At 37.9% G+C, this 16,907-nt stretch carries 13 protein-coding genes; 5 read left to right on the top strand and 8 right to left on the bottom strand.

The window, feature by feature from the left end; translation table 11 throughout:
- The first annotated feature begins 63 nt into the window (after positions 1-63).
- From catA to pcaD, 5 genes are all read left to right on the top strand, one after another.
- Positions 64-984, top strand: coding sequence for a catechol 1,2-dioxygenase (gene catA / locus GGG_RS0100680; protein WP_010111230.1), 921 nt, complete (start codon positions 64-66; stop codon positions 982-984).
- A 160-nt stretch (positions 985-1,144) separates the two neighbouring features.
- Positions 1,145-1,816, top strand: coding sequence for a 3-oxoacid CoA-transferase subunit A (locus GGG_RS0100675; protein WP_010111229.1), 672 nt, complete (start codon positions 1,145-1,147; stop codon positions 1,814-1,816).
- A gap of 19 nt (positions 1,817-1,835) precedes the next feature.
- Entirely contained in the window at positions 1,836-2,492 is a 657-nt protein-coding gene (locus GGG_RS0100670; RefSeq protein WP_010111228.1) for a 3-oxoacid CoA-transferase subunit B, read from the top strand.
- A gap of 139 nt (positions 2,493-2,631) precedes the next feature.
- Complete coding sequence (pcaF, locus tag GGG_RS0100665) at positions 2,632-3,837, top strand: 3-oxoadipyl-CoA thiolase (protein WP_010111227.1); 1,206 nt, start codon at positions 2,632-2,634, stop codon at positions 3,835-3,837.
- 193 nt (positions 3,838-4,030) lie between these two features.
- Entirely contained in the window at positions 4,031-4,810 is a 780-nt protein-coding gene (pcaD, locus tag GGG_RS0100660) for a 3-oxoadipate enol-lactonase (RefSeq protein WP_010111225.1), read from the top strand.
- A 204-nt stretch (positions 4,811-5,014) separates the two neighbouring features.
- Here the strand turns inward: pcaD and GGG_RS0100655 are convergent, their stop codons facing one another.
- The 8 genes from GGG_RS0100655 to tynA form a co-directional block, all read right to left on the bottom strand.
- The gene (locus GGG_RS0100655) at positions 5,015-5,887 is read right to left on the bottom strand and encodes a pirin family protein (RefSeq protein WP_010111223.1); all 873 of its coding nucleotides are present in this window, start codon (positions 5,885-5,887) and stop codon (positions 5,015-5,017) included.
- 728 nt (positions 5,888-6,615) lie between these two features.
- Entirely contained in the window at positions 6,616-7,686 is a 1,071-nt protein-coding gene (locus tag GGG_RS0100650) for an HlyD family secretion protein (RefSeq protein WP_010111222.1), read from the bottom strand.
- Positions 7,687-7,739: 53 nt separating this feature from the next.
- Complete coding sequence (locus tag GGG_RS0100645; RefSeq protein ID WP_010111221.1) at positions 7,740-9,278, bottom strand: MFS transporter; 1,539 nt, start codon at positions 9,276-9,278, stop codon at positions 7,740-7,742.
- Positions 9,279-9,599: 321 nt separating this feature from the next.
- Positions 9,600-10,178 (bottom strand): YceI family protein, encoded by a 579-nt coding sequence (locus tag GGG_RS0100640; RefSeq protein ID WP_010111220.1) that lies wholly within the window; start codon positions 10,176-10,178, stop codon positions 9,600-9,602.
- Between the two features lie 246 nt (positions 10,179-10,424).
- On the bottom strand, positions 10,425-11,096 hold the full coding sequence (locus GGG_RS19340) for a DUF3313 domain-containing protein (RefSeq protein ID WP_010111219.1): 672 nt from the start codon (positions 11,094-11,096) through the stop codon (positions 10,425-10,427).
- 300 nt (positions 11,097-11,396) lie between these two features.
- Positions 11,397-13,247: a triacylglycerol lipase gene (locus GGG_RS0100630; protein WP_227500469.1), complete on the bottom strand. Its 1,851-nt coding sequence runs from the start codon at positions 13,245-13,247 to the stop codon at positions 11,397-11,399.
- Between the two features lie 377 nt (positions 13,248-13,624).
- The gene (locus GGG_RS20375) at positions 13,625-14,365 is read right to left on the bottom strand and encodes a TorF family putative porin (RefSeq protein ID WP_010111217.1); all 741 of its coding nucleotides are present in this window, start codon (positions 14,363-14,365) and stop codon (positions 13,625-13,627) included.
- Between the two features lie 184 nt (positions 14,366-14,549).
- Positions 14,550-16,862, bottom strand: a complete 2,313-nt coding sequence (gene tynA, locus GGG_RS0100620; protein WP_010111215.1) for a primary-amine oxidase — start codon at positions 16,860-16,862, stop codon at positions 14,550-14,552.
- Between the last annotated feature and the right edge of the window lie 45 nt (positions 16,863-16,907).

Here is a 16,907-nt window from a genome sequence, read left to right as displayed (position 1 = left end):
CAAGCGAATAAAACGCGAGCAAAGCCAACCACGTAAATACTTTCATACTTCAGGAGAATTTGTATGAACCGTCAAGAAATCGATAAATTAGTTAAGCAAATGAACGTAGACACTGCTACAGGTGAAGTGAATCCACGTGTTCAGCAAATCGTTGTTCGTTTACTTGGCGATTTATTTCAAGCTATTGAAGACTTGGATATTTCACAGTCTGAATTATGGAAAGGTTTAGAATATTTTACCAATGCAGGTCAAGCCAATGAACTTGGTCTTTTAGCTGCTGGTCTAGGTTTAGAGCATTATTTAGATTTACGTGCTGACGAAGCAGATGCTAAAGCAGGCATTACTGGTGGTACACCGCGTACAATCGAAGGTCCACTCTACGTTGCTGGTGCACCTGAATCTGTAGGTTTTGCTCGTATGGATGATGGTTCAGAAACCGATAAAATCGATACGTTATTCATTGATGGTACGGTGACTGATACCGATGGTAACATCATTGAAGGTGCTAAAGTTGAAATTTGGCATGCCAACAGTTTGGGTAACTATTCGTTCTTTGATAAATCACAATCTGACTTCAACCTACGTCGCACCATCCTTTCTGATGCAAATGGACAATATGTTGCTCAAACGACAATGCCCGTTGGCTATGGTTGTCCGCCTGAAGGTACAACACAAGCTGTTTTAAACTTGCTTGGTCGTCATGGTAACCGCCCTTCTCACGTACATTATTTCATCTCTGCACCGGGTTATCGCAAACTTACAACGCAATTCAATATCGAAGGTGACAAGTACCTTTGGGATGACTTTGCCTTTGCTACACGTGATGGTTTAGTTGCAACTGCTGTTGATGTAACAGATGAAACTGAAATTGCATGCCGTGGTGTAAATAAACCGTTCAAACACATCACTTTCAATGTTGAATTAGTCAAAGAACTCGCTGAAGCCCCAACGACTGAAGTTGATCGTCGTCGCGCAAGTGCTTAATTCACATTAATAACAAAGCTGTGAGATTGCTCCCCCTGCGCTCACAGCTTTTTACCTCACAGTTTTTCAATTTCAATACAGTTTTTCGATTGCTATGCATAGATATGCATTGACTCATTTATGCATAGAAATTTAGAAACATAGACAAAGGTTCAGTCTTATGATTGATAAAAGTTCATTATCCATGAAGGAAGTACTCAGCCAGATCCAAGATGGTTCCACCATCATGATTGGCGGTTTTGGAACAGCAGGACAACCTGCCGAATTAATCGATGGCTTAATCGAACTCGGCGTCAAAGACCTCGTCATTATCAATAACAACGCAGGCAATGGCGACTATGGCCTTGCCAAACTCCTCAAAGCCGGCGCAGTGCGTAAAATGATTTGCTCATTCCCACGCCAATCAGACTCTTGGGTTTTCGATGAACTTTACCGTGCAGGCAAAATCGAACTCGAATTAGTCCCCCAAGGCAACTTAGCCTGTCGCATCCAAGCCGCAGGCATGGGACTGGGTCCAATCTACACCCCAACAGGTTTTGGCACACAACTGGCAGAAGGCAAACAAACTCTCAACTACCAAGGCAAAGACTACGTCCTCGAAACCCCACTCAAAGCAGACTTTGCCTTGATCAAAGCTCAACAAGGCGATCGTTGGGGTAACCTCATCTACCGCAAAGCCGCACGAAACTTCGGTCCGATCATGGCCATGGCAGCAGACATCACCATTGCCCAAGTCACAGAAGTGGTTGAACTCGGCGCACTCGATCCAGAACAGATCGTTACACCAGGCATCTTTGTACAGCATGTTGTTGCTGTGACACCTGCACAATAATTGGATCGGGAGAATAACCATGAGCTACAACAAACTCAGCCGTGATCAAATTGCACAACGCGTGGCACGAGATATCCCTGATGGCGCCTATGTCAACTTAGGCATAGGCTTACCCACAAAGATTGCCAGTTACCTACCTGCGGACAAAGACGTTTTTCTACATTCTGAAAATGGCTTATTGGCTTTTGGCCCACCGCCTGCACAAGGCGAAGAAGATCCAGAACTGATCAATGCAGGCAAAGAATACGTCACGCTATTACCAGGTGGTTGCTTTTTTCACCATGGCGACTCCTTTGCCATGATGCGTGGTGGTCACCTAGACATCGCCGTATTGGGTGCATTTCAAATTGCTGAAAATGGTGATTTGGCCAACTGGCATACAGGTGCGGCCGATGCCATCCCCGCTGTGGGTGGTGCAATGGATTTAGCTGTAGGTGCAAAGAAAGTCTTTATCACCACAGACCATGTCACCAAAAAAGGCGAACCGAAAATCGTCAAAGAACTGAGCTATCCAGCCACAGGTCTGAAATGCGTGGATCGTATCTATACCGATCTGTGTGTCATTGATGTCACACCTGAAGGCTTAAAAGTGATTGAGAAAGTCGACGGCCTAAGCTTTGCAGAATTGCAGTCAATGACAGGTGCAACTTTAGTGGATGCGACGCAAGTCAATTAAAGAAATGAATCCCCCCCTTGCGAAGCAGTGCTTCTCACCCTTTGATAAAGGGGGACTTCCATCTTTCTAATTTTGGGAGGTTCCCCCTCTTTTATAAAGAGGGGTTAGGGGAGATTTTTAAAGAATTGGAAAATTAAAAATGAAAAACGCTTACATTATTGACGCGATTCGTACCCCATTCGGCCGATATGCAGGAGGCTTAGCTCCTGTTCGTGCAGATGACCTCGGTGCATTGCCAATACAAGCCTTGATGCAACGTAATCCAAGCATTGATTGGACACAAGTTGATGACGTGATTTACGGCTGTGCCAATCAAGCAGGAGAAGACAACCGTAATGTTGGACGTATGTCGGCACTATTGGCAGGACTACCCGTTGAAGTTCCAGCGACGACAGTCAATCGTCTATGTGGTTCATCTTTAGATGCCATTGCGATGGCAGCGCGTGCGATTAAAGCAGGCGAAGCAGACTTGATCATCGCAGGTGGTGTGGAAAGTATGTCCCGTGCACCTTACGTTATGGGCAAATCAGAAACAGCTTATGGTCGAAGCCAAAAAATAGAAGACACCACCATGGGTTGGCGTTTTATCAATCCAAAACTCAAAGCCATGTATGGTGTAGATACCATGCCACAAACGGCTGAAAATGTAGCAGAGCAATTCAACATCAACCGAGCTGATCAAGACCAATTTGCTTTGAACAGCCAACAACGTACAGCAACAGCACAAGCCCAAGGCTTCTTTAAACACGAAATTATTGCAGTCACCATTCCACAACGCAAAGGTGACCCGATCATCGTGGATACAGACGAACATCCACGTGCATCAACCACACTAGAAGGTTTAAACAAACTCAAAGGTGTAGTGAAAGCAGATGGAACAGTCACCGCAGGCAATGCATCAGGAATTAATGATGGTGCAGCAGCCTTATTGATTGCTTCGGATGAAGCCATTCAGCAATACCAGCTCAAACCTCGTGCCAAAATCATTGCAGCCACAACTGTAGGAATCGAACCGCGCATTATGGGATTTGCCCCTGCACCTGCCATCAAAAAGCTGCTTAAACAAGCCAATCTCAGCATCGAACAGATGGATGTGATTGAGTTAAATGAAGCTTTTGCAGCACAAGCACTTGCTGTGACGCGTGATCTTGGTTTAGCCGATGATACAACACAGGTAAATCCGAATGGTGGTGCGATTGCAATCGGTCATCCTTTAGGTGCATCGGGTGCGCGTTTGGTGACAACGGCTTTGAATCAGTTGGAACAAACGGGTGGAACTTATGCTTTGTGTTCGATGTGTATTGGTGTTGGGCAAGGCATTGCGATGATTATTGAAAGAGTTTAATTTCATTATATTGCTTAGGCTATTTAGTTTTTATTTTAAATAAAAAGCGAATGAATCATTAGCCTTATTCAATATTTATATTTGGTTAAACGCTGTAGAAAACTCCCCTCTTTATTTATTTTTTTAGAGGGGAAAACAAGCCCAATACCCAAACTGTCTTTATTCGTGAAGAACAAATTGTAAGGAAAATACAATGCCAACATTTACTTCAAATGACGCCATCATTCATTTTCAAACTTTTGGTGACAGTTCAAAACCTGCGCTTATTTTTTCAAACTCATTGGGTACAAAATTGAGTATGTGGCAAACTCAAATTGATCATTTTCAAAAAGATCATTTTGTAATCTGCTACGATACTCGCGGTCATGGGCAGTCTTCAACACCACAAGGCCCATACAATATTGACCAACTGGGTCAAGATGTAGTGAATTTACTCGATCATTTAAAGATTGAGAAAGCAGACTTCTGTGGAATTTCTATGGGCGGTCTGACTGGGCAATGGTTAGCTATTCATCGACCTGAACATTTTAATCATGTTGTAGTCTGCAACACTGCGGCAAAAATTGGTGAAGAACAAGCTTGGCTAGATCGAGCTAAATTAGTTCGTGAGCAAGGTTTAAAACCGATCGCAGAAACAGCAGCACTACGCTGGTTTACCGAACCCTTTATCCAAAGCCAAGCAACAATTGTAGCATCCTTGAGTAACGACTTAGCAGCTAGCAGCGCAGAGGGTTATGCAAGTTGTTGTGAGGCTTTGGCTAAAGCGGACTTACGTGACCAACTGGGTAAAATTACGATTCCTGTCTTAATCATTGCAGGGCAAAAAGACCCTGTCACGACAATCATTGATGGGCAATATATGCTTGATCGCATTGCCAATGCTCAACTTGTAGAAATCAATGCTTCTCATATTTCCAATATAGAAAAACCTCAAGATTTTAATCAGGCTTTAACACAATTTTTAGCACAGTAATCTTTATTGAAAATACTTGAAGGTATTACCATATAAAATTAAACCTCACTTCGGTGGGGTTTGCTTTTAATGGGCTAATTAATAAGCTAATCGTCAATTTCAAATGATCTTACTGTCATCTTAAAATTTGCATATAAATAACCCCGCCAAATTTAGCAGGGTTATTTTCAATCACTTACTTCATTTCAATGCTTAGGTCGATAATCAAGCAACTGGAATTTTTCCGAATTTACCACTGTTAAAATCATCAACTGCTTGTTCGATTTCTTCACGGCTATTCATTACAAATGGGCCATAGCCTTCTATCGTTTCATTCAATGGCTGACCTGAAAGAATCAGGAAGCGAGCATCTTCTACCGCTTCAAATTCAAAATCAGTCTGACCATCTCTTTCTAACAAGATCATTGAGTTATCAGTAATTTCTTTCGTGCCATTCAATAGTGCTTTACCAGACAGCATAATCACCATCGCATTGTGGTCAGCTGGAACACTAAACACTTTTTTGTGGCTCGCTTTTAACTCGCCATCCCATACATTGACTGGGCTAAACGTAAATGCTGGGCCAGTATGATCATGATATTGACCTGCAATCACACGGATATATCCGGCATCATCTTCTAGCTCAACCTTTGGAATGTCTTTCGCTTCAATGGCTTGGTATTTAGGTGGAGTCATTTTATCTTTGGCTGGTAAATTCACCCAAAGTTGCACCATTTCAAATAATCCGCCTGTTTGAGCAAATTCTTTTGAATGGAACTCTTCATGTACTAAACCTGCACCCGCTGTCATCCACTGCACATCACCTGTTTTAATGGTACCACCACCACCACTTGAATCTTTATGTTCAACCTCACCTTTATAGGCGATTGTGACTGTTTCAAAACCACGATGAGGATGAGAACCTACGCCTAGTTGCGCAGTCGTCGGTTCAAAGTGATATGGAGCTGCATAATCAAGCAAAAGAAAAGGACTGGTTGCTTGATCAAAACGATCATACGAAAACAAACCACGAACAGGAAACCCATCACCCACCCAATGTGCATGTGGATTACGGTATACGCCTACAATATTTTTCATTTAGACTCTCCTACCTATAGGAGTTAAGATAGATTCATTTTAGATTTTTAAATGCTATGAATAAACACTTTACACGATAAACAGCTTTTCATACATAGAACAATACTTGACTTGTATTCTTTAATATTGTCCACAGTTTTTTTGAGAGATAGTCGACCATAAGGACATAACCATTACTTGATTATAAAAACATCAAAAATGCATGTAAAATCAGTGACTCATTATACTTAATAGGTTGAATATAACCAGCCTATCAATAAGTATCATCCTAAAAAGATCCACCTTAAAGAATCATACTCAACCCTATCAAAGGAAACGTTCAATATCTTGAATAGCGTTCATCTCCCTCCGTTCAAGAGGAATAGAGAAAATAGAAAGATTAAATAACCTGAGTTCGAGATAAGATATGTTCCCAACTATCTGATACGCGAAAACGTCAGTCGCATTGTTCGAGGCATGAGGAATATATTCCGCAAGATCTGTAATATACTGTTTTTGCAATATATTAGGTACTTGATAGTATCTGTCGAGTTGGCGACTGACAAATGGTTTTGCCTACTTTTCCCGAAAGAAAAGTAGGTCGAACCGAAGGTTAATCCTTGCATTTGACTTTTAAACGGTAAGACTCCGCCGTGCCTGATCTATCTTTTCAATAGCTTACATCAAAGGTTATCCCTAACTGACGTTAAATAGGATAAAGCCCCTCTTCAGCTTCCTAAGCCCCTTAATTATTTACACACCTTACCCTGCGTATTGGCTTTTAAATCGACCACAACCGACATTCCAATCGCCAAGTTTTCCATACCCTGCTGTTTAGGATCAAAAATAATTTTTACAGGAAAACGGCGAACAATTTTCGTAAAATTACCTGTCGCATTGTCCGCAGGCAATAACGCTAAATCTGATCCACTGCTTCTGGAAATACTCTGCAAAGTTCCGCAGAATTTTTTACTCGGAATTGCATCCACGGTGAAATAAACATTATCACCCGCAGCTAATTTCGATAATTGCGTTTCTTTTAAGTTCGCCTCAATCCATAAGTTTGAAGATGGTGCGACCACCATCAAGCTTTTTGCAGCCGTGACATATTCCCCTTCATGAATCTTACGGGAAACAATACTACCATCACGTGGCGCAACTAATTTTGTCGCTTTTAAGTTGTTCTCAGCCTGAGTTAAATTGGCTTGAGCCGCAGCCAATGAGGCTGTCAATGTTGCACGTTGTGCTTGTAGAACATGAATATTTTGCTCAGATTCACGGATTTTAACTTGAGCAACATTTAAATTGGCAGTTTGCCCAACTTGATCTTCAACGGCTTTGTCATACTCACTTTTACTGATTCCGCCGATACCTACTAAATTTTCAGTCCGTTTTAAATAATTATTTGCACGGTTACGTGTTGCTTCCGCAGCAGAGATTTCAGCTTTACTAATATTGATTTGTTCTTTGGCTAATTTAATTTTCTCTTCAAGTTCATGTTGTGAAGCTTCAATGCCAGCAATCTTTGCTTTCGCTTGATCGACATCAGATAAATAATCTGTTTGATCAATTTCAGCAAGCACCTGTCCTGCTTTAACTTGCTGATTATCCACTACATTCACTTTTACAACGTAGCCACTCACTTTACTGGTAATGTAACTTAAATCACCTTTAACATAAGCATTGTCTGAAGTCTGAGTTTTACTATTCACACTCCAATGATTATAAATGTAGAACACCAAACTCAGGATGCACAACATAATAATGAAGGCAATGATGACTCGCATCCAAGGACGAACTATTTTTTTAGATTCAGTCATTGTTTAAACTCGACTCCAGTGAAATTGCAGAAATATTCAACCTATGAATACACCTAGTAAATGGCCTTACTGTGCGGAAAGATCCACACACAAGCGGACGCAATAAAAAGAACAACAAAAACCAATAAGAAAGCATCATTATAAGACAATGCAAATGCCTGAGTTTTCACATGCTGACTCAACTGAGCATAACTCACCGCATCAAGTCGTCCTGGATCAGAAAAAAATTGACTTAAAGAAGCTTGGATTGAACTTAAAGTAGATAATGTTTCTTCACTTTGAGAATGAACATTTTCACCGAGCATTGCTGAATGCAACTTTTCCCGTTCATTAATAAAATGACTTAAAACACCAATTCCACCAGACAACCCCAATACACGTGCATAGTTAAAACCTATACCACATGTTGGGCCTTCTACAGGTAAAATGTCATATAAAACCAAATGTAAGGTTGCTAAAGAAAACAGACCTTGCCCAAGTCCTGCAATAAAAATGGGAAGCAGAAAGTCATCAATCGCCCATTGCGAAGTTGAATAACTACAATACAGTGATGTAAAGGCTAAAATCGCCAATGCCACAGACATGACAATTCGCTGATCAATACGCGGGCTAAGCATATAAGCCACAACCAATCCGATTAACGTCCCAAAAGTAAATGGCCATAATACTTCGGCAATTTGCTCGATTCTAAAACCAGCAAGTTGAATTAGAAACTGAGGAATAATCCAAATAATAAATAAAGAACCGAAGCGGAATACCACCTGAAAAATAAGACCATAACTAAAAGGCTTATAAAATATGGATTTTTTTAATAATGCTTGGTCATGTTTGATAAAATGATATAAAGCAAAGATGAAAAATAAAATTGCATTAACCAAACAAGCTGTAATCCACCAAGAATCAAACCAAAAATGACGCTCACCTTCAGAAACAAAAATAACCAAACATGCCAAACTCATTGAAATAAGAATATAGCCCGGCCAATCAAATAATTTAAATGCTTCTGGTTTAATCGGATCTTCACGAAATAAAAAATGTGCCATCACCACATAAACAATGATGCCAAGTGCAGGAACAATAAATAGCAAACGCCAATTTTCATTGTATAAAAATAAACTACCAAACCATGCGGATATTCCGACACCTATTGCTGTTGCTGTTGCTGTTGCAAAATAAGTTAATCCACGTGTCCGAATAATACCTGCGGGATGCGTAGAAAAAAGGATAATAAACATCAATATGGGGAGCATGCCTGCAAAAGCACCCTGAAACACTCGAAGAATCAGCATCGTCGCAAAATTATCAATGATCACAATGAGTAATGAGCTGAGAATGTAACCAATTCCAGCAGCCATCATTGCACGTCGACGTCCTAACAAACCTGAGAATAGAAATGCAATCGGTAAACCCAGAATCTGTCCAACGTTATACAGTGTCACAACCCAACCAACATCTTGAGAAGTCACAGAAAAAGCGCCAGCAATATCTTGCTGTGCAAAAATAACAGACAATGGAAAAGTACTGCTGATGGCTGCACCAAAAGCAGCAACAGACATACTGGTTAATCTTTGAATTGACGCCTGATCAAGCATAGAAATTCTCTTGATGGACATATAAATAGAATGGTGAACTTTATAAAGCGATCTATACAAATATTACTTCTTCATTCAGTTCACGTTCTAACCAAGTTTATAGAATAGATTACTTTTCATCTTTCTTAAACCAGTAATCGCTTACCGAAATGCTCGAAGGTGAATTGATTTAGAAATTCTGAATGTATAGTTACATGTATAAAAAACTAAATAGATATGATGAAAGGAGCTGATACTAAATTGTATTTACAATAATCGATAGCTCAGCTCAGTACTTTCATACATATTTACTGAAGAACAATTTTACTAAAGAACAATAATCTATTTAACAGCTAATCCTTCTGTCGTAATTTGAATATCAATCGTATCACTGACCGCTGGTGCAAATGCTGCGATATCAAAATCAGATCGTTTGATGGTTGTTGTTGCATTAAAACCAATGGCTGGTACTTTTAACATCTGATGTAGCGCTTGATTATTTAAAACGGCATCCAATACCACAGGCTTTGTCATTCCTTTTACGGTCAAATTACCTGAAATTTTAAAGTTCTTTTTATCTATTGTTTCAACTTTAGTACTTTTAAAAGTAATATTTGGATAAATTGCGACATTAAACCAATCACTCCCCTGCAACTTAGTATCTAACACAGCCACATTGGTATTAATACTTTTTACAGGAATAGTAACGGATACTGAAGATTTTTCTGGATGATCATTGTCAACCTGAATTGTGCCCTGAACATCTGAAAAGTTAGCACTTGGTGTAGAAAAACCTAAATGATTCCATGTGAATACAGTTGCTGTATGGGTTGGATCAATTTTATAACTGACTGTTTCTGCTGAAATCAAACCCGAAATCATCAGTAAACTTAAACCTATTGCAAATTTTTTGAGTTTCATCTTATTTTGCCTTCTAGAGCCTGAGGCTCTGCAATTTGAGATCTCGTCAGTTCATCCAATTTGAAAATAACTTTGAAATAGTTATGAAAATAATTAAGCGACATTATAACCAAAACTAAATTATTATCGATAAAACATGAATGAACTGAATCTAATGGATGAGTTCAATATTAATAATTCATACCTCATCATTAAAGACCTCAAAATGATAAACATTGTCCTATAGATATGACAATGGAAAGGACTTTAACCACCTGCATTGGTTTTAAATGAGGCAATATCGGAAGCTAAACCATCAATTGCTTTTTTCACATCTGCTACGCTCAATTGTGATTTATCGTTTTCAAGCGGTTTTCCTTGTACTTTCATCACAACTTCATAAACAGGCTGTTTTGATGATGCATCTAAAAATTTACCTTCAAAATAAATTTCTGTATCACGATCACGACTACCTAACGCATATTGAGTACTCGCTTTAACCAACATAATGGGTAAATATTCATAAGGTTTTAAGTGTTTAGCATCGGTACTAATTTTAGAAATTGTCCCTTGAAAAATTAAGGTTTTTTTATCTGCTTGGTTGGTAAGCGTAAAATGTTGCCCTAGAGCGTTTTGGATTTGGGTATTGGTATAATTCAATATTTCTTTACGAGCATCTTGGGAAATATTCGCTGTATTTTGAGTATCAGATTCAAGATTACTATAACGAATGGGTGTATAAATTACTTTAGAATATTGTTGAACATTATCTTTTGACCAAACTAATGCATCATTCTTTGATTGCATTTCAACTTTCTTAAGTTGCGAATAGTCTGGTAAAAATGCCATATAATTTTGAGGTTTTACATAATTTGTTGAACAACCTACGATTAAAAATGCTGTACTCGCAAAAACCACAAGTTTGTTAAAGCTTAACATCAGAATGACCTCATCTATACAAATAAATTATGTATCAAATAAATTCTCCCAAAACTCTATTTCCATGATAAAAAATTTCAATATTTTCATAAAATATCATCATTTTCTCATTTAAAGAGAAAGTTTGGGTAGAATATAGGTTAAATCATTCTCAACTAAAAACAACTTTAATAGTAGGAAACACCATTCCAAAAAAAGAACAATCAAAAAATTTTAGAATGAACACGCTTTAAAAATGAAGTGATAGTAATGCTAATCTAAGCTTTCTAAAAAACTAACTTATTAATAAATAATTTATTTTTATTGAAGATGCTCACGTAAGATACGTTGCAATTCATACACAGCTTCTGGTGTTTCTTGAATAGAATGCCCTCCTTGAATTATTTTTTCAGAAACAGCTAAATCCAAATGTGAACTTTTATAAGGAACGATACCATCTGACATGAGTTCAGTATTTTGACTGGTGCTGTTATTCCCCATAATTGAATGATATTTCAAACCCGTTTGAGGTTGAATTTCACTTGTTAATTTCATAAAAATTGATTGATCACTTAAATCACTTGGCCCAATGGTAGCCACACCTAATTTAACCGCCTGACTGGTTTTTTGAATAAGATTACCTGCTTTTAATGACTCAAAAAAATCGCCAGGTAAATTAATCATTTTGCGTACTGTTCGTGTAAACCACCGATCTGCATAAGCTGTTCCTCTGTGTGGCGATGCAATGAATACAGCTCTACTAAAATTAGGAATCGGTTCAAATTGAAAACGATCTACAATACTTGGATATTTATAAATAAACTTGCGCTCATCATCACTTAAAAGTGGAATAACACTGGATCTGACATCAGCTTGGCTTAATAAAAGTCGACTAATCACACCGCCCATACTGTGCCCTATTAATACGGCATCATGTGAGGATTCTGAATCTGGAACAGTTCGGCTAAAAGCTTGTTTCAGTAAAACATTGATCTGATAACGACTTTCCCAAATTGGCATATTGGTTGAATAAAAAACTTGCCACACTTGGTAATGATCTCTTAAAACTTTATCACCCATAATATTATTGGTTAAGGCAACCCACGCTTCAGGACTACTGGCTAAACCATGAATCAGTACGATAACTTTTTTATTGGGCTGATAAGGCTCGATCATAAATAAATGTGGCATTGCCGAGTTTTCACCCATATTTAATATTTTTTTATAGCCCAAAGCTCCAAAGTTATTGTCTGCTAACCACAATCCATAAGGTACAGAAAAATTGCCTGAAATTTTAAATTGCTCTCCATCAACCGTTGCGCTATCTTCTTGATAAGGATCGAAAAAGCGTATTAAAAAAGGTGTCGTTAAAATCTGCTGCTCACTATTTTTTTCTGGCTCAGCAATCACAGTGATAGGTAAATATTTGGCAGTATAAATATTCCAATCTTGTGCATTTTGGTAATGCTCTTCAGGATTAAAAATAAACTCTTTGGATTGATTAATCGGTTTGCTATCCCGAACAACAACAAATTCAGCACCAAAACCATCTCGACGGTTAATGGTCTGAAGCCCTTTGAATTTCATATTATAACTGGACTTTAAATGCTCAATTTTCAGCTTTTCCAAAGCTGGATAATGTTTAAAATCAAATAAATATTGATTTTGACCAATCGAAAACCCAACAGGAATTTGCTTAAAGTGGCTTTTTGAATATTGTAAAGTCATAAGCCGTGATAAAGCATAATTATAAAAGGTTCGGACTTGTGATTGCCGAAGACTAAACACACGCGATTGCGGACTGTCTTCAGTTCTGAATAAATACATATAACTATAACGAATACTTTTATCCAGCATATAAAGCGCCTGATCAATACAGGTCTGTGCTTTATTATTGTTATCCTGATTGCTATACCCTTGCTTTAAAGCATGTTCACATGACGAAGACTGCTCTAACTTCATTGCATTGGCCAGATATAATTCACTGGCTGAAGAATACAATTGCGCACGATCAATGTATTGATATTGGTTTAATTTTGAAACACAGTCTTCGGAATGAAGTAAACAATAAGACTGACTTTTATCGATGAGAAATAACAAACTAGTGGTTTGATTGCTCAAATTTGAATGGGTCAAAATGGTTTCGATGTTATTGGATAATTCCGAGCTCATTTTTTGTTCTTTTAGCTTCACCAATTGGCATCCAGCCAATAATAAAGGCATCACAATAAGCAAAAATCGTTTGTTTATCTTCAATCGTTTTATCATGTTAAAACTCTTAGAGATGTTTACAGGCTAAAAGTAATGCTGTGACAAATAGCTAAAAAATTAAAACCAAAATAATGCAATGCGATCTAATCAGGTTTTCTATTTTACTATCTTAGTGTAATCGTCGAATCAATGAAATCATTGTTTGTTAAAAATTAAATTGGTTTTTTATTCCCTCTGCTAAATAGACAAATCCCAGACTATTCATCTGGGAATTTAGAAATCAATTTCTACAAACGGCATTTTATACAGAGAAGTATACAAAACAACCTGCTGATCAACTAAAAGCTTTTAGATAAACTTACATAAAATTTGTCCTTAACCATTTTTTGATTGGTATCAATTGAGGTATCTATCCATGAAAGTTCTGCTTTTATTCCACTAATTTCAGTCGTAAGCCCCACTTTATAGTCTAAATAATGATCTTTATTCGGCTCTCCAAAAAGCATTAAAAACTCATCTTCACCCTTAATCTTGGTATAACCTAGCGTGCTGATGATATTAATGTTGTTATAAATTGGATAAGATGCTGCAATATTTAGGTAAATTTCATCACCTGTTTGCAAAGCAAAGTCAGGGGAATAATTAGCACCAAGTGAGAAGAAATCTCCATCTTTAAAAGTTGAATTCTTCTGATATAACAAAGCATATTCTGTAAAATCAGGCTTTATACCTTCAGCACCAGAATAATTCACATCGATATATTGAAAATCTAAAGTTGATTTTTCATTAATCTGCCATTGATAACCCAAAAAGTAATCCATCTCAATGCTATTCCCTTCAAAGAGATCGACATTAGATGCCCATAAATTGACATAAAATCCTGATTGATGTGCAAGCGTTAATCCGCCTTGTACTGACATTTCATTATCAGTTTGAGAAATACCTCTGAAACGATAGTCATTTGCTAAAGTAATATTTCCAAATGTCTTAAATTGCGATGCAATATCACTCTCCGCCATAACAGCTTGCGAAGCTACCCCTAAACAGATTAAAGCAATTGATTGGCTATATTTATTCATATTATTTTCCAGTTTATAAACTGGCTGTTTAGGCGAGTAAGTCGTCTTATGCTTTATGTTTTAACTGTGTAATGCTCATATTCGTCGAATAAATCTATTAATATAAACATTACACAACATCAAGACACAATCATAAGAAACCATTGAAAAACATTTACTTTCGAACTAAACAGCCTTTAACAAATTAATGCTGATGTGTATCGGAAGTATCTGTTTCTTTCACAGCAGACTCATTCACTGTCAAGCTTGGCGTTTGGTTAAAGAAATTCCAAGGCTTGAGTAACACATTTACCCATTCTGTTGGCATCATTGGCCATTCTTCGGCACGAGCAATATGGGTCGTTCCTGTAGTGAGCCATACGACAAGATCTTTATTATCAATGTTGTCATTATTCGCCACAAATTGATTTAAACCCGTGTCATGCGTTGAACGGTTTGGATAATCACCATCACTAAACAACTCATTTGGTTGGTATTTTGTCACCCAAATTTGCTTATCCATGAAGTTCAATCGTTTGAATAACCATTCATCTGGAGAAAAATTCGCACCTTTAGCAATTGGGTGTGTTCCGCCTGCAAACGGGATAAGCTGATAAGACACAGCATTGCCCATAGCATTTTCTTTATTGTAATTGCTAATTAAACGCACCGTACTTGGATCAAATTTTTCAGTCGCATCTTTCTCAGTACCAACCGTCGAAGTTTCTATTTCCATTGCACTTTTACGTATGCCTACGTTGTTTGAACGAATGACAGGATTCATGCGAGTTAAGGTATTATTTTCACCATCCACATCCATATCTAAACGGAAGTTATAAATGTGTTGATGCGTTGTTCCTACAATATTGTGATCGATTAATGTGCCATAACGAGTATCCTGTTTTGCAGTAGCATCATGCATGTTTTTTGATCTGACGCCTTTTACTGCTTCAATACCTGTAGCACCTGCATTAATTCCAATCGTACCGTTTTCTGCTAATACCCAATCAAAAATATAATCATAATTACCAATCGTACTTACCCAACGCACAACCAATTCACGGCGTGCGACACTTACATTAGGCTGTCCCATTTCTTGATGCTTATACTCTGGGTTTGCATAACGTTCGAATATTGCAAAAGCATTTGGTATGGTCAGTGGATTGCCTTGATAATCAGGAATCACAGCATCAAACATCACAGCATTTTCAGGGACATCTGTACCACGTTGTAGAGATGAAGTCAGCGTTCCCATGCCATAATCGCCAGAATCAAGATATGATTTAAAGTACCAACCAATATCAGGATCACCATAAGGTACAACCATACCGCCTAAATTACCTTCGTACATAATTTTGCGTTTGGTGCCATTATCCTTAAAAGTCATGGTAGATAATTTAATCCCCACACGAGAATCCATGGATACATGGAAACACCAATTCCCCCAATGAACACTCTGTCCTGTCACAGTAAAGTTTTTACCCTCAGGTTCTGTGATACGCAGCGGTTTTCTATTCATCGCTTTTTTATCACGTCCATCATAAGGACGAGCTGCCATTGGAATAGGAACTACACCACCATCTTCAACCTTTACAATTTTTTTCTTATCTAAATCTACAACTGCGACTAAATTTTCAATTGGGTGCGCCCAATAATTTCCATCCCCTACATCAAGATAAGCAACAATTTTTAATAAGTTGAATTCTTTATCTAAGCCATCTTCTCCACCAAAATACCCAACAGTTAATGGTGTTGCGACAACTTTACTGACATCAGTTACACCACGCTTTTTCAGTGCAGCAGCATATTCAGGACTTTCTTTGATGACTTTTTGAACCATTTCAAAATCATCTAAAAGCACCATACCGTGTGCATCTTTAACGATTTTCCATTGCGTAATTTTTTTGGTATTTAAATCAAGTACACCTTCAATAATGTTATTACCATTGAGTAAAGCAAAATTGGCTTGGCGATCTTCTTTAAAGTCTTTGTGCTCTAAAACACTGCGCCAAACTGTATTTTTATCTGGCTCAGCAAGTGCTAATCGACTGAAACGTAGTGCTTTTGGAGCACGAGCATCTGCTGCAATAATTGAACGTGCTAATTTAATTTCTTCAGCAGATAAACTATTTAAAGGGTGAACAACGGTTTCTGTTTTAAAGGTTTGATCTAAACCTGATTGAAAAATTTCATTGGCTAAATCTTCTGAAGCAAAAGCTTGACCATTTTTTTCTACAACGGGCACTGTAATATTAAGTGCTTTACCATTGATCAAAATGGTTTTTGAATTTGGTTTGATTTTGGCGTATGTAGAGTTTTTAGTCACAATATAAATATTTGAATAAGCATCGTGTTCTACACTTGCACCAGCCGCCTGCATTGCTTTGACCAAAGGTAACATATGCGCTTCTTGACCATGTGCCATTGCCTGTTGCATTACGACAGTAGGCAAAGCCAAAAATAATGCATTTACAGCTAAAACTTTTTTAATACTTTGTGTAATCGAACTCAACTTCATTACAATCCCTTATAAGCAATGACAAGATAAGAAGTAAGTTAGACA

The organism is Acinetobacter sp. P8-3-8 (assembly GCF_000214135.1).
Classification (GTDB): domain Bacteria; phylum Pseudomonadota; class Gammaproteobacteria; order Pseudomonadales; family Moraxellaceae; genus Acinetobacter.
This window is presented reverse-complemented; position numbering and strand designations above follow the sequence as displayed.